This is a genomic window from Streptomyces catenulae (genome assembly GCF_000718015.1).
Taxonomy (GTDB): Bacteria; Actinomycetota; Actinomycetes; order Streptomycetales; family Streptomycetaceae; genus Streptomyces; species Streptomyces catenulae.
The window spans coordinates 137,922-152,903 of sequence record NZ_JODY01000030.1 but is presented as its reverse complement, the minus strand read 5'-3'; the positions used below and the strand labels follow the sequence as shown (position 1 = coordinate 152,903).

15 protein-coding genes are annotated in these 14,982 nt (G+C 74.7%); 3 read left to right on the top strand and 12 right to left on the bottom strand.

The window, feature by feature from the left end; translation table 11 throughout:
* Nucleotides 1–46 precede the first annotated feature (46 nt).
* Nucleotides 47–877, top strand: coding sequence for an ArsR/SmtB family transcription factor (locus tag IF23_RS0123665; RefSeq protein WP_030286893.1), 831 nt, complete (start codon nucleotides 47–49; stop codon nucleotides 875–877).
* Between the two features lie 73 nt (nucleotides 878–950).
* Here IF23_RS0123665 and IF23_RS0123660 read toward each other — a convergent pair whose 3' ends face one another.
* From IF23_RS0123660 to nirB, 11 genes are all read right to left on the bottom strand, one after another.
* On the bottom strand, nucleotides 951–1,259 hold the full coding sequence (locus IF23_RS0123660) for a hypothetical protein (RefSeq protein WP_030286891.1): 309 nt from the start codon (nucleotides 1,257–1,259) through the stop codon (nucleotides 951–953).
* Nucleotides 1,260–1,562: 303 nt separating this feature from the next.
* Nucleotides 1,563–1,937: a hypothetical protein gene (locus tag IF23_RS31580; protein WP_030286888.1), complete on the bottom strand. Its 375-nt coding sequence runs from the start codon at nucleotides 1,935–1,937 to the stop codon at nucleotides 1,563–1,565.
* A 96-nt stretch (nucleotides 1,938–2,033) separates the two neighbouring features.
* Nucleotides 2,034–2,978, bottom strand: coding sequence for a TauD/TfdA dioxygenase family protein (locus IF23_RS0123650; RefSeq protein WP_030286887.1), 945 nt, complete (start codon nucleotides 2,976–2,978; stop codon nucleotides 2,034–2,036).
* A gap of 403 nt (nucleotides 2,979–3,381) precedes the next feature.
* Nucleotides 3,382–4,218 carry a carbohydrate ABC transporter permease gene (locus IF23_RS0123645; RefSeq protein WP_030286885.1) on the bottom strand — a complete coding sequence of 279 codons (837 nt, stop codon included), beginning with the start codon at nucleotides 4,216–4,218 and terminating at the stop codon, nucleotides 3,382–3,384.
* A 6-nt stretch (nucleotides 4,219–4,224) separates the two neighbouring features.
* A complete protein-coding gene (locus IF23_RS0123640; protein ID WP_030286884.1) occupies nucleotides 4,225–5,103 on the bottom strand; it encodes a carbohydrate ABC transporter permease in 879 nt (292 codons plus the stop codon).
* 107 nt (nucleotides 5,104–5,210) lie between these two features.
* The gene (locus IF23_RS0123635; protein ID WP_030286883.1) at nucleotides 5,211–6,479 is read right to left on the bottom strand and encodes an ABC transporter substrate-binding protein; all 1,269 of its coding nucleotides are present in this window, start codon (nucleotides 6,477–6,479) and stop codon (nucleotides 5,211–5,213) included.
* A 223-nt stretch (nucleotides 6,480–6,702) separates the two neighbouring features.
* A complete protein-coding gene (locus IF23_RS0123630; RefSeq protein WP_030286881.1) occupies nucleotides 6,703–7,530 on the bottom strand; it encodes a putative protein N(5)-glutamine methyltransferase in 828 nt (275 codons plus the stop codon).
* 232 nt (nucleotides 7,531–7,762) lie between these two features.
* On the bottom strand, nucleotides 7,763–8,740 hold the full coding sequence (locus IF23_RS0123625; RefSeq protein WP_051739846.1) for an oxidoreductase: 978 nt from the start codon (nucleotides 8,738–8,740) through the stop codon (nucleotides 7,763–7,765).
* Nucleotides 8,741–8,913: 173 nt separating this feature from the next.
* The gene (locus IF23_RS0123620; protein WP_051739840.1) at nucleotides 8,914–9,396 is read right to left on the bottom strand and encodes an SRPBCC family protein; all 483 of its coding nucleotides are present in this window, start codon (nucleotides 9,394–9,396) and stop codon (nucleotides 8,914–8,916) included.
* 127 nt (nucleotides 9,397–9,523) lie between these two features.
* Nucleotides 9,524–9,976 (bottom strand): nitrite reductase small subunit NirD, encoded by a 453-nt coding sequence (gene nirD / locus IF23_RS0123615; protein ID WP_078654201.1) that lies wholly within the window; start codon nucleotides 9,974–9,976, stop codon nucleotides 9,524–9,526.
* Entirely contained in the window at nucleotides 9,973–12,600 is a 2,628-nt protein-coding gene (nirB, locus tag IF23_RS0123610; protein WP_030286874.1) for a nitrite reductase large subunit NirB, read from the bottom strand. Before nirB ends, nirD begins: the two co-directional genes overlap by 4 nt.
* Before the next feature lie 293 nt (nucleotides 12,601–12,893).
* Here nirB and IF23_RS0123605 point away from each other — a divergent pair, with 293 nt between their 5' ends.
* Nucleotides 12,894–13,682: a sulfite exporter TauE/SafE family protein gene (locus IF23_RS0123605; protein ID WP_030286872.1), complete on the top strand. Its 789-nt coding sequence runs from the start codon at nucleotides 12,894–12,896 to the stop codon at nucleotides 13,680–13,682.
* A gap of 32 nt (nucleotides 13,683–13,714) precedes the next feature.
* Here the strand turns inward: IF23_RS0123605 and IF23_RS0123600 are convergent, their stop codons facing one another.
* Entirely contained in the window at nucleotides 13,715–14,095 is a 381-nt protein-coding gene (locus IF23_RS0123600) for a cupin domain-containing protein (RefSeq protein WP_030286869.1), read from the bottom strand.
* A 530-nt stretch (nucleotides 14,096–14,625) separates the two neighbouring features.
* On the opposite strand from IF23_RS0123600, the gene cutA reads away from it, so the two are divergent.
* On the top strand, nucleotides 14,626–14,982 hold the full coding sequence (gene cutA / locus IF23_RS0123595) for a divalent-cation tolerance protein CutA (RefSeq protein WP_051739839.1): 357 nt from the start codon (nucleotides 14,626–14,628) through the stop codon (nucleotides 14,980–14,982).

Here is a 14,982-nt window from a genome sequence, read left to right as displayed (position 1 = left end):
GGACGGCCTGGCCTTCGGGAAATGGCGTGTGGAAACCCGGGAAAAGTTGAACGGCGAAACGCGGCTGCTGGCGCCGCTGGTGCCCACCCGCGGCTATTTCCCGGATTTCCTCACCCCGCCCGAGGGGCAACTCGGCGTCGACGCCGCCCTGTCCGCGCTCCGCGAGACCCCGCCCGCCCGCGTCCACACCGAACTCGCCGGGCTCGCCCGCACCCGGACCCTGCCCACCTGGATACGGGCCATGGCCGACGGCGACTCCCGTCAGCTCGGCCACCTCGTCGGCGTCCTCCAGCGGTACCACGCGGCGGCCGTTGCCCCCTACTGGCCGCGGCTCCAGGCCCGGATAGAGGCCGACCGCGCCGCGCGGGGCCGGGCCCTGCTCGACGGCGGCGCCGACCGGCTGCTCGCCACCCTCCCCTCGACGCTCCGCTGGCGCGCCCCGGTGCTGGAGGTCGAGTACCCCGTGGACCGCGATCTCCATCTGGGGGGCCGCGGTCTCCTCCTGATGCCGTCCTACTTCTGCCGCCGCACGCCGGTCACCTTCCACAACCCGGACCTCACGCCGGTGCTGGTCTACCCCGTCGACCATCCCGTCCCGCGCGTCACCGCCGTACCGGCGCCCGGCCGCTCCCTGGGGCGCCTCGTCGGGGCCACCCGCTCCGCGATCCTCCGCGGCATCGGCGCCGGTTGCACCACCACCGAGCTGGCCCGCCGCGCCGACGTCTCCCTCGCCTCCGCCAGCCAGCACGCCACGGTGCTCCGCGAGGCCGGACTCCTCTTCACCCTCCGCCGCGGCAACGCGGTGCTGCACACCCTGACCCCGCTGGGCGCGGCCCTCCTCCGCGGCGGTCAGCAGGGTGAGGGCGAGACGGGGTGAGCCGGGCAGCGGGGGAATGCGGTCTCCTCCGTATTTCGCCGGAATTTCTCGGAACGGCATTTCCCTACGGGAGTTATCCGTGCCGTTCCCGGTAGCGGGCGATGACGCTCTCGGCGGGAAGGTGGGGGACGGTGACGGATTCCCCGGTCGCCTTGGACACGATGATCTGCGCCCCGCCGGGCGGCGCGGGAAGCGGATTTCCCGCGGCGTCGGTCCGCGCGGTCCGCGGAAAAACCGGGTGGACGAGATAGCCGATGTCGAATTCCCGCACCGCCAACGGGACCGCCGTACCGTCCGGCAGCCGGGGCTCCGCATAACGGCGGCGGACGAGGGCGAGCGCGTCCTCGGGGGTGGTCGGCGGGGCGTCGGGGTGGGGTGACATGGGTGACTACCTCCTGCTTCGGTGCAGTCCGGAGTGGCCCGGAGAGGTCCTGTGCGGTCCGGCGCGGTCCTGTGCGGTCGGTGTGATCCGGTGTCCCGGGGGATCCCGCACCCCCGAATTCCCGTGCGGCGCCTTCGAATCCCGGGGGGCGATCCACCGGGGTGCCGCAGCCGACACGCCCCGCGGGCGGCTCCGGGGAATTCGTAGGAGCCAGGGGCGCCGCGGAACCCCTTCGGAGGGGCGACCGTCCGGCCCTCCGAAGGGCTTGTGCCGGAGTTCTCTTCTCCGGATTCGCTTTTCGCTTCAGCCGGGGCGACGGGCGCGGAGGCGGCGATACAGCGCGACGGCTTCCGGGGGTGGGAAGTGGGGCAGGAAGGTGAGTTCGCCCGTTTGCTTGGCGATGACGACATGGCTACCGCCGGGCTGTGCCGGACAGGCGCCCGGGTCCTCCGGCGGCGGCCAGCCCGCGTGGACGAGGTAGCCCTCGGCGAATTCGTGGACGAACAGACCGCTGGGACCCCCGGGCGCGCCGACCGGCGGGAAGTGGTTCCGGCCGATCTCCAGCGCCTCGTCCGCGCTCCGCGGCACCGGGCCGCCCGTGGTCCGCGCCCGCGGCGGAAGCGGGGGCGGCGGCGGAGGCGGGGCGGGGCCGCCGGGCGGCGCGCCGGGGTCCGTCATGGCTGCTCCTCGTACGGTGTGCTGCGGGGACGGTCAACGTAGCGCGCGCCGCCCGGAGTCGGCCGGTGCGGCGGCGGGTCCGTGGTCGTCCCGGTTTCAGTACGGCCGGTCGCCCGCGATGGCGACGCGTTCGGCGACGCGGCGGTGCGGGGCGTAGTCGGCGACCGCGTAGTGCTGGGTGGCGCGGTTGTCCCAGAAGGCGATGTCGCCGGGGCGCCAGTCGAACCGCACCTGGAACTCCGGCACATGGGCCTGCTGGAAGAGCAGCCGCAGCACCCGGTCGCTCTCCTCCTCGGGGAAGCCGGTGATGCGGGTGGTGAAGGAGGCGTTGACGAAGAGCATCCGGCGGCCGGTCTCGGGGTGGCGGCGCACCACCGGGTGCTCCACCGGCGGGAACACCTCCTGGAACGGGGCGAGTTGTTCCGGGGTGTAGAAGCGGGCGAAGCCCGGGAGGTAGTCGTGGACGGCGCGGGCGCCCTCGATGCGCTCCTTGATCTCCGCCGGAAGGTTGTCGTACGCGGCGGCCATGTCCGCCCACAGGGTGTCGCCGCCCGACGGGGGCACCTCCCGCAGTTGCAGCACCGCGCCCATGGCGGGGCGGGCGCGGAAGGTGACATCGGTGTGCCAGACGTTCTCGAACGTCGGGACGGCGTCGGCCGACTTGTCGAAGCGCACCACATCCGTGGCGTCGCCGGACGCCAGCAGCGGATTGGTCTCCAACTCGCCCCAGTGGGCGGCGAACGCGCGCTGCGCGGCGGCGGTCAGCTGCTGGTCCCGGAAGAACAGCACCTTCCATTCGAGCAGCGCCCGGTTGAGCTGGGCGCGCAGGGCGGGGCTCAGCGGGCGGGACAGGTCGAGCCCGTGGATCTCGGCGCCGAGGGTGCGGCCCAGCGGGTGGACGTCGAAGAGGTCGTAGGGCCGGTCCTGCCAGTCGTCGGGGGTGCGGCGCAGGACGCGTGTGCCCTCGTACAGCCCGTCGGCGGGGATGCGGTGCGGGCGCAGGGCGGGGGTGGGACGGACGGAATCGGCGATGGCCGTCAACGGGACCTCCTGGAGGAGCGGAAACGGAAGCGGATGTGGCGGGGCGCGGTACGGCGGGCACGCGCCGGAGGCTTCGACGGCCGCGCGGAAGGCGGCGGATCAGGGCGCGGCGCGGGGCCCGCCCGGCGTACGGCAGCCGGGATCAGGCCGTACAGCGGATGCCGGGGGGCGAGCCCACCCGGCCGCGGCGGCGCAGGAAGCTCAGGCCGCGGGGCGCGCAGCCGCCGTGACGGCCGCGGGGGCGCGGCTCACGGGCGATCGGCTGCGGGCACATGCCGGGCAGCGTACCCCGGCCGTCCCGGAACGATGCGGGACGGCCGGAGCGAAGTGGGGAAGGGCGGCGGGACGGCGTCCGGGGACGCGGCCCGGCCCGGGGCCTCTGACCGGCGCCCCGGGGCGGTGCTCAGTCGTCGATGCCCGAGCGTTCCACCCCCGCCACGATGTACCGCTGGAGCAGCAGGAAGACCACGACCAGCGGGGCGATGGAGACCGCGGCGGCGACGAAGAGTTCGTGGAGGTTGAGGTTCTGCGCGGTGGTGAACGTCGACAGCGCGACCTGGACCGTCCACGCCTCCTGGTCCTGCCCGATGACCAGCGGCCACAGGAAGGCGTTCCAGGCGCCGATGAAGACGATGGTGGAGACGGCGGCGAACACCGGACGGGAGTTGGGGACGACGATGCGCCAGTACGTCCGCCAGTACCCGAGGCCGTCGACCCGCGCCGCGTCCTCCAACTCCCGCGGGAAGCCGAGGAAGTACTGCCGGAAGATGAAGCAGGCGAACGCGCTGAACAGCGTCGGGATCACCAGACCGCGCAGCGTGGAGATCCAGCCCAGCGACGAGACCAGCACGAAGCTCGGCACGAAGGTGACGGCCGCCGGGACCATCAGCGTGCCGAGGATCGCGGAGAAGACGACGCCCGCGCCGCGGTACGGGATACGGGCCAGTCCGTACCCGGCGAGGGAGGCCAGCAGCACCGTGCCGAGCGTCGTGGAGAGCGCGATCAGTGTGGAGTTGAGCAGCGCGTGGCCCAGCGGGAGGCTCGGGTCGGTGAAGACCTCGGTGAGGTTGGACCACTGCACATGGCGCGGGAAGAACGTCCAGTCCGGTGCGGTGATGTCCGCCTCGGTGGCCAGACCGTTGCGGACCAGCAGGTAGAAGGGGACGAGGAAGAGCAGCGCCAGGGCGCACAGCAGCGCCGCCCGCAGCGCGCGGCCCACCCGGATCCAGGCGTGGTGCATCGGCGGTCAGTCCTCCTTGCGGCCGAGGCCGAGCCAGCGGGCCTGGACGACCGTCGCCACCGCGATGATCAGCGCGAGGATCACCGCGCCCGCGCTGCCCAGCCCGAGGTTCTGCTCCCGCCCGAGAGCCGTGTAGTAGAGGTAGACCAGCGGCGGCCGGGCGTACGGCGGATAGCCGCGGGCGTCGCTGAGCAGGTTGTAGAACTCGTCGAACGCCTGGAACGCGTTGATCACCAGCAGCAGCACCACCGCCACGGAGGTGGCGCGCAGTTGCGGGAAGGTGATGTGGCGGAACGTCTGCCAGCCGGGCCGGGCGCCGTCCACCGCCGCCGCCTCGTAGAGCTGCGGGGAGATCCGCTGGAGCCCGGCGAGGAAGAGGATCATGTAGAAGCCGGCCTGGAGCCAGAGCCGGACGGTCACGATGACCAGCCAGTACCAGGGCGGATGGGTGGTCGACAGCCATGCCGTCTGGTCCGCGCCGAACCATCCCAGCACGGTGTTGGCCAGCCCGAAGCGCACCCCGCTGAAGAGCGACAGCTTCCAGATCAGCGCCGCCACCACATAGCTGCACGCCGTCGGCAGGAAGAACACCGACCGGAAGAACGCCTGGGCGACGCGCAGCCGGTTGACCATCACCGCCAGCGCCAGCGACAGCGCGTACGTCGCGGGGACGATGAAGAGGGTGAACAGCGCGAAGGTGCCCAGGCTGGAGAGGAACGCGCCGTCCGTGAGCATCGAGGTGTAGTTGCCCAGGCCCACGAAGTCGGTCGGGGTGACGGTGTTGTGCGCGTCGAAGAAGCTGAGGTAGACGCTCCAGGCCAGCGGGACGTACGTGAACAGCGCCAGGCCCAGCGCGAACGGGCCGACGAAGATCCAGAACCACAGGGAGCGGCGCTGCGGGCCGAAGAACCCCGCACCGGGCGTGCGCCGTCGGCGCTCGGCGGCGCCGCGCGCCCCCTGCCCGTCCGGGAGCGCCTCCGCCGTCGGCGCGGTCACCTCTTCCTGACCCGGGCCAGCTCGGCGTCGACCTTGCGCACCACGGTCCGCAGTTCGCTCTCCGGGTCGGCGCCGTCCTTGATGACGCGGCTCAGCGCGTCCTGGTAGGCGGTGCGGGACGCGGTCGTCCAGCGCAGCGGTTCGGCGTAACCGTGGTCGGTGGCGTACCGCACGGCGTCCGCGGCGGCGCCGGTCCGCAGCCGCGCCGCCTTCTTCGCCAGCGACGTCCGGGCCGGGATGTGGAAGCCGTACGAGAGCGCGAAGTCCTGCTGGAGGTCGGTGCGTTCGATCCACAGCCAGGATGCGAACGCCTTGGCCTCCGCCTTGCGGGGGCTGCGCGCGCTGACCGCCGAGGCGTAGGCGCCGACCGGGACGGCGGGTGTGCCGTGCGGGCCGTCCGCCGGGAACGGCAGGACGCCGAAGTCGTCGCCGAAGGTCTGCTGGATCTGCGGCAGCGCCCACAGGCCCGACCACTGCATCGCGGTCAGCTCCTGGAGGAACGCCGCCGGGTCGGACCAGTCCGTGGGCGCGCCCAGCAACAGCGACTTGTCGGCGTACAGGCGGCGGATCTTGCCGAGGGTGCGGGCGGCCGCCGGGTCGTCGAAGCCGACCTTGCCGTCCTCGGTGACCAGGCCGAGACCGGCGGCGAAGAGCGGGGTGCCGCCGAGGACGCCCGCGCCGCCGTCGTTCCCCAGGAACAGGCCCTTGGTCTGCGCCGTCGTCAGCTTCCGTGCGGCGTCCACCAGCGCGTCCAGGGTGCGCGGCGGCTCGACCCCGGCGTCCTTCAGGAGGCTCTTGCGGTAGTAGAGCACCTGGGTGTCGACGGTCTGCGAGATGCCCCAGATCCGGTCCTGCCAGATCTTGGGGGCCAGCACCGCCTGGTTGAAGTCGTCCTTGACCGGCTCGATCTCGGCGGTCAGATCGACGACCTGACCGCCGCGGATCTGGTCCAGCGTCGGGCCGTTGACCTCGAAGACGTCCGGGCCCGAGTCGGTCAGCAGCGCCGCGGCGGTCTGCCGGTCGTAGTCACCGGGCCGCCACTGCACGGTGACGCGCGCCTTCTTGTACGAGTCGGCGTACCGCTTGACGGCCCGTTCGACGCCCGGTTCGCCGTACTGGTGGTACCACTGGCTGATCCCGGGGCCCGAACCGCCGCCGCCCCGGCCGGTGTTGGAGCCGCAGGCGGCCAGCAGGCCGGTGAGCGCGAGCCCTCCGGTGGCGGCCAGCAACCCCCGTCTGCCGATGCCCGTGCCGGTGTCCGTCATGGCCTCGCCCCCTGCGTCCGCTGCCGTCGCCTGCCGACGGTGATCGGCGATCACCGCGTGGTGCCCGACCACTGTGCCGTACGGGTGTGACAACCGCAGGGCTACCGCACTATTCCCCCCGGCGCACCGGGAGGTGACGGCCCGTCCGGGGCGCCCCGGAGTGCGCTTCGGGGGCGCGGCGGGGGAGGCCGCGCGCCTCGTCGCGCCCCGGGGACGGCGGCCGTTACGGAACGTCGGCGGGCCGGGTGCCGAGGACGACGGTGGCGGCCCGTTCCGCGCAGCGTTCGGCGCGGGCGTGGAGTCCGCCGCCGGTCAGGGCGCGGAGCGCCGCCGGGGCCTGGCGTTCGCTGGTCTCGCTCAGCACCACACCGCCGGGCGCGAGCCACCGCGCGGCCGCCCCGGCGACCCGGCGCAGCACGTCGAGACCGTCGGCGCCGCCGTCCAGCGCCACCCGCGGCTCATGGTCCCGCGCCTCCGGCGGCAGCAGCCCCACCTCCTGCGTCGGTACGTACGGGACATTTGCCAGCAGCACGTCGATGCGGCCGCGCAGCTCCTCGGGGAGCGCGGCGAAGAGATCGCCCTCGTGGACGTGGCCGCCCGCCGCGGCGACGTTGGCGCGGGCGCAGCGCACCGCCGCCGGATCGATGTCGGCGGCGTGCAGCTCGACGGGCCCGGCGCAGGCGGCGAGCGCCGCGCCCAGCGCGCCCGAACCGCAGCACAGATCGACGACGACGGCGCCGGGGCGGGTGTGCCGGGCGGCTTCGTGGACGAGGAACTCGCTGCGCCGCCGGGGGACGAAGACGCCCGGTCCGACGTGCATCCGGTGGCCGCAGAAACCGGCCCAGCCCAGGACGTGTTCGAGGGGCAGCCCGGCCATCCGGCGCCCGGCCAGGGCGGCGAGTTCGGCGGGGGTGCGGGCGGCGGCGAGGAGCAGCTCCGCCTCGTCCTCGGCGAAGACGCACCCGGCGGCGCGCAGCCGCGCGACGAGACCGGGGGAGGCGGGCGGTGCGGAGGGATCGGAGGAGGGGACAGCGGGGTGACGCGCGGGCATGAGGGCCTCTCGGAGTGCCGAAAAGGGCGCTCTCCGGTCACCTCTGCCTGGTGAACCGCGCGGTGTCGGGGTGAGAGCACCCACCGGGTACAGCGGTGATGGGTCCCACCTCCTCGTCTCGTCCACTGCGAATGCGCCGTCACTCTACCGTGGGGGCGCGCGCCGGGCATCCGCGCGCCGGTCGGTTTCCCGGACGCGCCGGTGGCCGTCCCCGGGGCGGTACGGGCCGGGCTCAGGCCGTCCTCCGGCCGCCGCCCGCCGTGAAGTCGTAGTGCACACCGGTCAGTTCCTCCGACGCCTCCCAGAGCCGGACGGCGGCTGCGTCGTCGCGGGCCCACGGGGCGCGGGGGGAGGGGGCCGGGGCGCCGCGGAGCAGGGCGCGGGGGCCGACGAAGGTGTCCGGCTTCATGTGCGGGGCGGTGGCGGCGCACAGCACGGGCAGCGCGCCGCCCTCCGGGCTCTGCCCGATGAGGCGGTTGCCCAGCTCCATCAGGCGCTCCGCGGACCGGCGGCCCTCCATCCGGGGCGCCGTGGTCTGCAGGTTGGTGGCGGCGTACCCGGGGTGGGCGGCTGCCGCGACCACCGGGGAGCCGATCGCCGCCAGCCGCCGCGCCAGTTCGTGGACGAAGAGGAGGTTGGCGCTCTTGGAGCGCGCGTAGGCCCGCCAACGCCCGTAGGAGAGCAGGGCGTTGAGGTCGTCCGGGGCGATGCCGCCGAGGGCGTGGAGAAAGCTGGAGACGGTGACGACGCGGGCCCCGGGGGTGGCCAGCAGCCGGGGGAGCAGCAGCCCGGTGAGGGCGAAGTGGCCCAGGTGGTTGACGCCGAACTGCCGCTCGAAGCCGTCGGCGGTGGTGCCGCGGGGCAGCGCCATCACGCCCGCGTTGTTGACGAGCAGATCGAGCCGGACGGCGTCGAAGCTGTCGAGCCCGGCGGCGAAGTCGCGTACGGAGGCGAGATCGGCCAGGTCCAGGCGGCGGAACTCCGCCTCGGCGGCGGGCACCTCGCGCCGCAGCTCGGCGAGGGCCGCCTCGCCGCGCGCCACGTTGCGGCAGGCCAGCACCACCCGGGCGCCGTGGCGGGCGAGTTCGCGCGCGGTGGCGAAGCCGATGCCGCTGTTGGCACCCGTGACGACGGCGCAGCGGCCCGTCTGGTCGGGGATGTGGCTGGGGTTCCACCGGGGCACGGCGCCTCCTCCGTCGGGGACGCGCATCAGCGTACGCCCGGGGCGCACGGGGCCGGACGGGCGCAGGGGGCGTTCCCGGGGCGCTCGGGGCGCTTCGGGCGGGAGGACCGGGACGACCGGCGCGGACCGGGGCTCCCCGCCGCCGTGCGGTGGCCCCGTACGGGGGCCCCGCGGTGTCCGCCCGTGGGGCCCGCCGCACGTCAGGCCGTGAGCCGCTCCGTGTAGCGCCGGATGTTCTCGACCTGCCCGCTCCAGCCCTCCGCATGGCTCTCGTACGTGGCGCCCGCGCTCCCCGGGGCGGGCAGGGCGGCGAACCCGGACTCGGTGACCCGCAGCCGGGTGCCCCCGCCCTCGGGCGCGAGGGTGAACTCCACCAGGGTGGAGTTGTCCTCGGTCGCCGTCTCGCCGGGGTGGCCGCTCGCCCAGCGGTAGGAGAGGCGGTGCGGCGGTTCGACGGTGACGAAGACGACGGGGAACCGCCCGTAGGGCCCGTGGTCGAGGTGCATCACGCCGCCGGGCCGCAGATCGACCGGGGTCGGTGTGCCCTGGCCGAACCAGGAGCCGACGTGTTCCGGCTCGGTGAGCACCGCCCAGACGCGCTCCACGGGCGCCGCGACGGTGATCTCCCGCTCGATGCGGTCCCGGTCCGTGGCCCCCGTGTCCGCGGGGTCGTCCGTGTCCATGCGAGGCGTCCTCCCGACGGTGCGGGTGCGTCCGTTCGATCGCGCCCTGCCAGCGTGGCACGCGCCCCGGGGACGCGCAGCGCGAAGAGGCGGCGCGGCCGTGCCACCGGACCCGCCCCGGGCGCCGCTACGCCTCCCGGACCCGCACCGGGTACACCGGCACCGCCACCTCCGGGTCGTCCAGACAGGCCCCGCCCGCCAGGTCGAAGCGCTGCTTGAGCAGGGGCGAGGCGACGTACGGGCGGCCCGCCGCCGAGCCGGTCAGCCCGCGCGAGAGGACCTGCGCGCCGGTGAACGGGTCGCGGTTGCCGATCGCGTACACCGTGCCCGTCCGGTCGCGGAAGAGCGCCGCCTGCCCGCCGTCGGGCAGCAGTGCGGCGACCCCGCGCCCGGGGGTGAGCGCCGTGAGCGCGCAGACCGGGAACCAGCCGCCGGGCCCGTGCAGCTCGACGACGGCGCCCCCGGCGCCCGGGACGGGCCGCGCGCCGGGGGCGCACCCCGTGCCCGGCCCGGGTAACGCGGCGGTCGCCGGGTCCGGGGCGGTCAGCGTGTCCGTGGTGGCGGGATCCGTGGAGGTCATCGGGTGAACATCCCTTCCAGGGTGCGTACGGGCAGGTCGGGGCCGGTCAACAGGGGCAGGTCGGGCTTGATCTGGTCGCGTTCGGCGACGAAGCGGACCGACGGGTCCGGCACGCCCGGCGCGTTGACGAAGGAGGCGAAGCGGGCCAGCCGCTCCGGGTCGGCGAGGGTGAGCGCCCACTCGTCCTGGTAGTGCGCGACATGCGCCGCCATCAGGGACTCCAGCTCGGCGCAGAGCCCCAGGGAGTCGTGCACCACCACGTCCCGTACGTGGTCGAGCCCGCCCTCGATCCGCTCCAGCCACGCCGCGGTGCGCTCCAGCCGGTCGGCGGTGCGGATGTAGAACATCAGGAACCGGTCGATCAGCCGCACCAGTTCGGCGTCGGACAGGTCCTGCGCCAGCAGGTCGGCGTGGCGGGGGGTGGCGCCGCCGTTGCCGCCCACGTAGAGGTTCCAGCCGCTCGCGGTGGCGATGACGCCGAAGTCCTTGCCGCGCGCCTCCGCGCACTCGCGGGCGCACCCGGAGACCGCCGATTTCAGCTTGTGCGGCGCCCGCAGCCCCCGGTAGCGCAGCTCCAGCGCGATCGCCATCCGTACGGAGTCCTGCACGCCGTAGCGGCACCAGGTCCGCCCCACGCAGGACTTCACCGTCCGCAGCGCCTTGCCGTACGCGTGCCCCGACTCGAATCCGGCGGCCACCAGCCGCGCCCAGATCCGCGGCAGCTGCTCGACGCGGGCGCCCAGCAGATCGATCCGCTGCCCGCCGGTGATCTTCGTGTAGAGCCCGAACTCGCGGGCCACCTCCCCGATGACGATCAGCTTCTCCGGGGTGATCTCGCCGCCGGGGATCCGCGGCACGACCGAGTACGAGCCGTTGCGCTGGAGGTTGGCCAGATGGTGGTCGTTGGTGTCCTGGAGCGCCGCCTGCTCGCCGTCGAGGACGTACCCGTCGGCGCCGACCGAGGGCGCCAGCGACGCGATGACCGAGCCGATCACCGGCTTGCAGACCTCGCACCCCTCACCGCCCCGCGCCTGCGGCCGCCCGTGGGACTCCAGCAGCGCGGCGTACGACGGCAGCCGCAGCGTGCGGACGATCTCGTACAGCTCCGCGCGGGTGTGCGGGAAGCAGTCGCAGAGCCCGGGGTCGACGACGGTGCCGGTCGCGGCCAGCTCGTCGTGGACGACGGCGGTCAGGGTCCGCACACAACTGCCGCACCCGGTACCGGCCTTGGTGCATGCCTTCACCTCGGGGACGGAGGTGCAGCCGTGCGTGGTGACCGCCGCGCGGACGGTGCCCTTGGTGACGTTGTGGCAGCTGCACAGCACCGCGTCGTCGGGCAGCGCCCCCGGGCCGAGTGTCGCGGCGCCCGTCCCGGCGGGCACCACCAGTTCCTCGGGCGCCACCGGGGGCACCGACCCGGTCAGCGGGCGCAGCGTGCCGTACGCCTCGGCGTCGCCGACCAGCACCCCGCCCAGCAGCTCCCCGTCCGCGCCCACCACCAGCTTCTTGTAGATCCCGGCGCGGGCGTCCGCGTAGACGACGTCCAGGCTGCCCTCCGTGGTGCCGAGCGCGTCGCCGAACGACGCCACGTCCACCCCGAGGAGCTTCAGCTTGGTGGACCGGTCCGCCCCGGTGAACTCCGGCGCCTCCCGCCCGGCTATCGCCGCCGCCGCGGTGCGGGCCATCTCGTACCCGGGCGCCACCAGGCCGTACACCAGGCCGTCGACGGTCCGCGCGCACTCGCCGATCGCGTAGACCGCCGGGTCGTCGGTGCGGCAGCGGGCGTCGACGACGATCCCGCCGCGCTCGCCCACGGACAGCCCGCAGTCGCGCGCCAGTTGGTCGCGCGGCCGTACGCCCGCCGAGAACACCACGAGGTCCGCCGGTATCCGGCTGCCGTCCGACAGCTCCAGCGCGCCGACCGCCCCGGACGCGTCGGCGACGATCTCCTTCCCGGCGACCCCGGTGTGGACGTGCAGCCCCTGCCCCTCCACGGTGCGGCGCAGCGCCCGCCCGCCGCCCTCGTCCACCTGGAGGGACATCAGCCGGGGCCCGAACTCCACGATGTGGGTGCGGAGTCCGAGCCCCTTGAGCGCACCCGCCGCCTCCAGGCCCAGCAGCCCGCCGCCGATCACCGCACCGGTACGCGCACCGGCCGCATGCGCCTCGATGGCGAGCAGGTCCTCGACGGTGCGGTAGACGAAGCACCCGGCGCTGTCCCGCCCGGGGACCGGCGGCACGAACGGGTACGAGCCGGTGGCCAGCACCAGGGTGTCGTAGCGGACGGTGCGGCCGGAGCGGGTGGTGACGGTGCGGGCCCGGCGGTCCACGGCGGTCGCCGGGTCGTCCAGGTGCAGTTCGACGCCGTGCCGGGCGAGGAACTCCGGGTCGGTCAGGGTGAGGTCCTCGGCGCTGCGACCGGCGAAGTACGAGGTCAGCTGGACGCGGTCGTACGCCGGGCGGGGCTCCTCGGCCAGCACCACGACCCGGGTCCGCCCGGTGACGCCCCGCTCCGCCAACTCCTCCAGGAACCGCTGGCCGACCATGCCGTGCCCGATGAGCACGAGGGTCGGGCGGTGCGCCGGGGGCGCTGCGGCGGCGGGACGGGCGGTGGCTGCGGCCATAACGGTGCCTCCATCACGGGGGAGCGGGGTACGGGAAACGGGAAACGGGGAACGGGGAACGGGGAACGGGACGTGGACGACGGCGCGGGGCCGACGGGGCGTCGGGCAGCGGCGGAACGGGTGGCGTTCAGCGTCCGTCGCCGCTGTTACCCGCAGGGGTCCTGCCTGTTTCCCGGACGGAACGCTGCACTCAGCGGGCGGGCCGTACGGATGTGAGGGCGCCCCTCCGGGGCCTGCCGGGGCCGGGGACCGGCAACGCGGGCGGCCGGGGCGCCCGTTCGTAGGATCACCCGGTGCCCGCTGACATATCCCTCACCGTCCTGTCCCTGCTCTGCCTGGCGGCGCTCGCCGCGGGCTGGATCGACGCCGTCGTGGGCGGCGGCGGACTGCTGCTGCTCCCCGCGCTGCTGGTCGGACTGCCGCACACGCCCGTCGTCCAGGTGCTGGCCACCAACAAGTCCGCCGCCGTCGTCGGCACCACCGCCGCCGCGGTGACCTACGCCCGTAAGACCCCCGTCGACCTGCGGACGGCGCTGCGGATCGGGCTCGCCGCCCTCGCCGGATCGCTCGGCGGCGCCTTCTTCGCCGCCGGGATCAACAGCGCGGTGCTCCGCCCGCTGATCATGGTGATCCTGCTCGCCGTCCTCGCCTTCGTCCTCCTCCGCCCGTCCTTCGGCACCGCGCCCGCCCCGTCCGGACCGGTCACCCGGCGCCGGATGGCGGCGGCGATCCTCGTGGCGGGCCTCGGCATCGGCTTCTACGACGGGCTGATCGGGCCCGGCACCGGCGCGTTCCTGATCGTCGCGCTCTCCGCGGTGCTCCGTATGGACCTGGTGGCCGCCTCCGCCACCGCCAAGATCGTCAACGTCTGCACCAACGTGGGCGCCCTCACCGTCTTCGCTCTCCAGGGCGCCGTCCTGTGGCAACTCGGCGCGGTCCTCGCCCTTTTCAACCTCACCGGCGGCATGCTGGGCGCCCGGATGGCGCTCAAGCGGGGCGCCGGATTCGTCCGCGTCGTCCTGGTGGTCGTGGTCGTCGCCCTCCTGTGCAAGCTGGCGTACGACCAGTGGTACGGGGCCTGAGCCACCGCGCCCCGGTGGTCACACCCGGCGCGTCACCCCTGGGCCGTCGCCGAGCCCGCCGGGGCGGGACGGGGCGTCTCCGGTACGGCGGTGACGGCGGTGAGCAGCACCGCGGAGTCCTCGACGGCGTGCAGCGCATGGCGTTCCTGGGGGATCCGGACGATCTGCCCGGCGACCAGTTCGCGGTTGCCGCCCGGGGCGGTCAGCCGGACCCGGCCGTGCAGCACCTCCAGGCTGGCCGCGGGCGGCGCGTTGTGCTCCTCCAGCGCGCCGCCGGCCACCAGCGCGATCACGGTCTGCCGCAGCGGCCCGTCGTGCAGGAAGAGATGGGCGCTGCGGCCGTGCGTCGAGGCGCGGGCGTCGTCGAGCCGGTCGCGGACGAGGGCCCTGAGGTCGTTGACGTCGCTGTCCATGCCGTGCCCTGCCCTTTCCGCCGCCGCCCGCCACCGGGCCGGGCCGGTCGTGCGGCCCGCCGGATGCACCGGACCGTGCCACGGCCCACGGGGCGGGCCGTGTGCCGTCCCTCCCCTTCCATCGTGGCCGCTGGTACGCGGTGCGCAAGCCGGGCCTGGGGGCGGCGCGGACGGACCGGTCGGGCGGCCACGACCGGCCCCCTACGGGGCGCCCCGGAAGGGCCACCCGCGCCCGGCGCCCGGCCCGGCCGTACGCGCCCCGGCGCCCGGCCCGACCGCCCGCGCTCCCAGTCGGCTCCCGCCCGCGCCCGCGCCGGGCCCGCGCGCCCCGCGCCCGCCCGCGACGGCGGGGGCGCGGACACACGGCCGCGCGCCCCGCCCCGTGCCCCCGTTCCGTTCCCCGGTGATCGCACGCGTCCGTACCATGCCGTGCGGAGATCAACTGGGCCTCCGCGTCCGGGAATCGTCCCGCCATGAACCGTTCCGACCGGGAACCATCCCGGCCCGCCGACCCGCAGAGGTGCGCACCCGTGACCGACCCGTACGAGACCCCGGCGCCCGCCGAGGGGCCGGCCCGCTGTCTGACCGTGCTGACGACCACCGACGACGAGGCGAAGGCGCAGCAGCTGGCGCGCGGGGCGATCGAGGCGCGGGTGGCGGCGTGCGCGCAGGTCAGCGCCCCGGTGACGTCCGTCTACCACTGGGCGGGCGCGGTGGAGACCAGCCGCGAGGTGCAGGTGCTCTTCAAGACCACCGAGGACCGCTACGACGCGCTGGAGGCCCACCTCCGGGCGGCGCACGACTACGACACCCCCGAGATCATCGCGACGCCCGTGGTGCGCGGCGCGGCGGACTATCTGAACTGGATCGCTGAGGAGACCCGCTGA

Coding starts and splice junctions, on each gene's coding strand:
- IF23_RS0123660 (WP_030286891.1), bottom strand. CDS start 1,259: ATGTCACCCCACCCCGACGCCCCGCCGACCACCCCCGAGGACGCGCTC.
- IF23_RS31580 (WP_030286888.1), bottom strand. CDS start 1,937: ATGACGGACCCCGGCGCGCCGCCCGGCGGCCCCGCCCCGCCTCCGCCG.
- IF23_RS0123645 (WP_030286885.1), bottom strand. CDS start 4,218: ATGCACCACGCCTGGATCCGGGTGGGCCGCGCGCTGCGGGCGGCGCTG.
- IF23_RS0123635 (WP_030286883.1), bottom strand. CDS start 6,479: ATGACGGACACCGGCACGGGCATCGGCAGACGGGGGTTGCTGGCCGCC.
- IF23_RS0123630 (WP_030286881.1), bottom strand. CDS start 7,530: ATGCCCGCGCGTCACCCCGCTGTCCCCTCCTCCGATCCCTCCGCACCG.
- IF23_RS0123625 (WP_051739846.1), bottom strand. CDS start 8,740: ATGCGCGTCCCCGACGGAGGAGGCGCCGTGCCCCGGTGGAACCCCAGC.
- IF23_RS0123620 (WP_051739840.1), bottom strand. CDS start 9,396: ATGGACACGGACGACCCCGCGGACACGGGGGCCACGGACCGGGACCGC.
- nirD (WP_078654201.1), bottom strand. CDS start 9,976: ATGACCTCCACGGATCCCGCCACCACGGACACGCTGACCGCCCCGGAC.
- nirB (WP_030286874.1), bottom strand. CDS start 12,600: ATGGCCGCAGCCACCGCCCGTCCCGCCGCCGCAGCGCCCCCGGCGCAC.
- IF23_RS0123600 (WP_030286869.1), bottom strand. CDS start 14,095: ATGGACAGCGACGTCAACGACCTCAGGGCCCTCGTCCGCGACCGGCTC.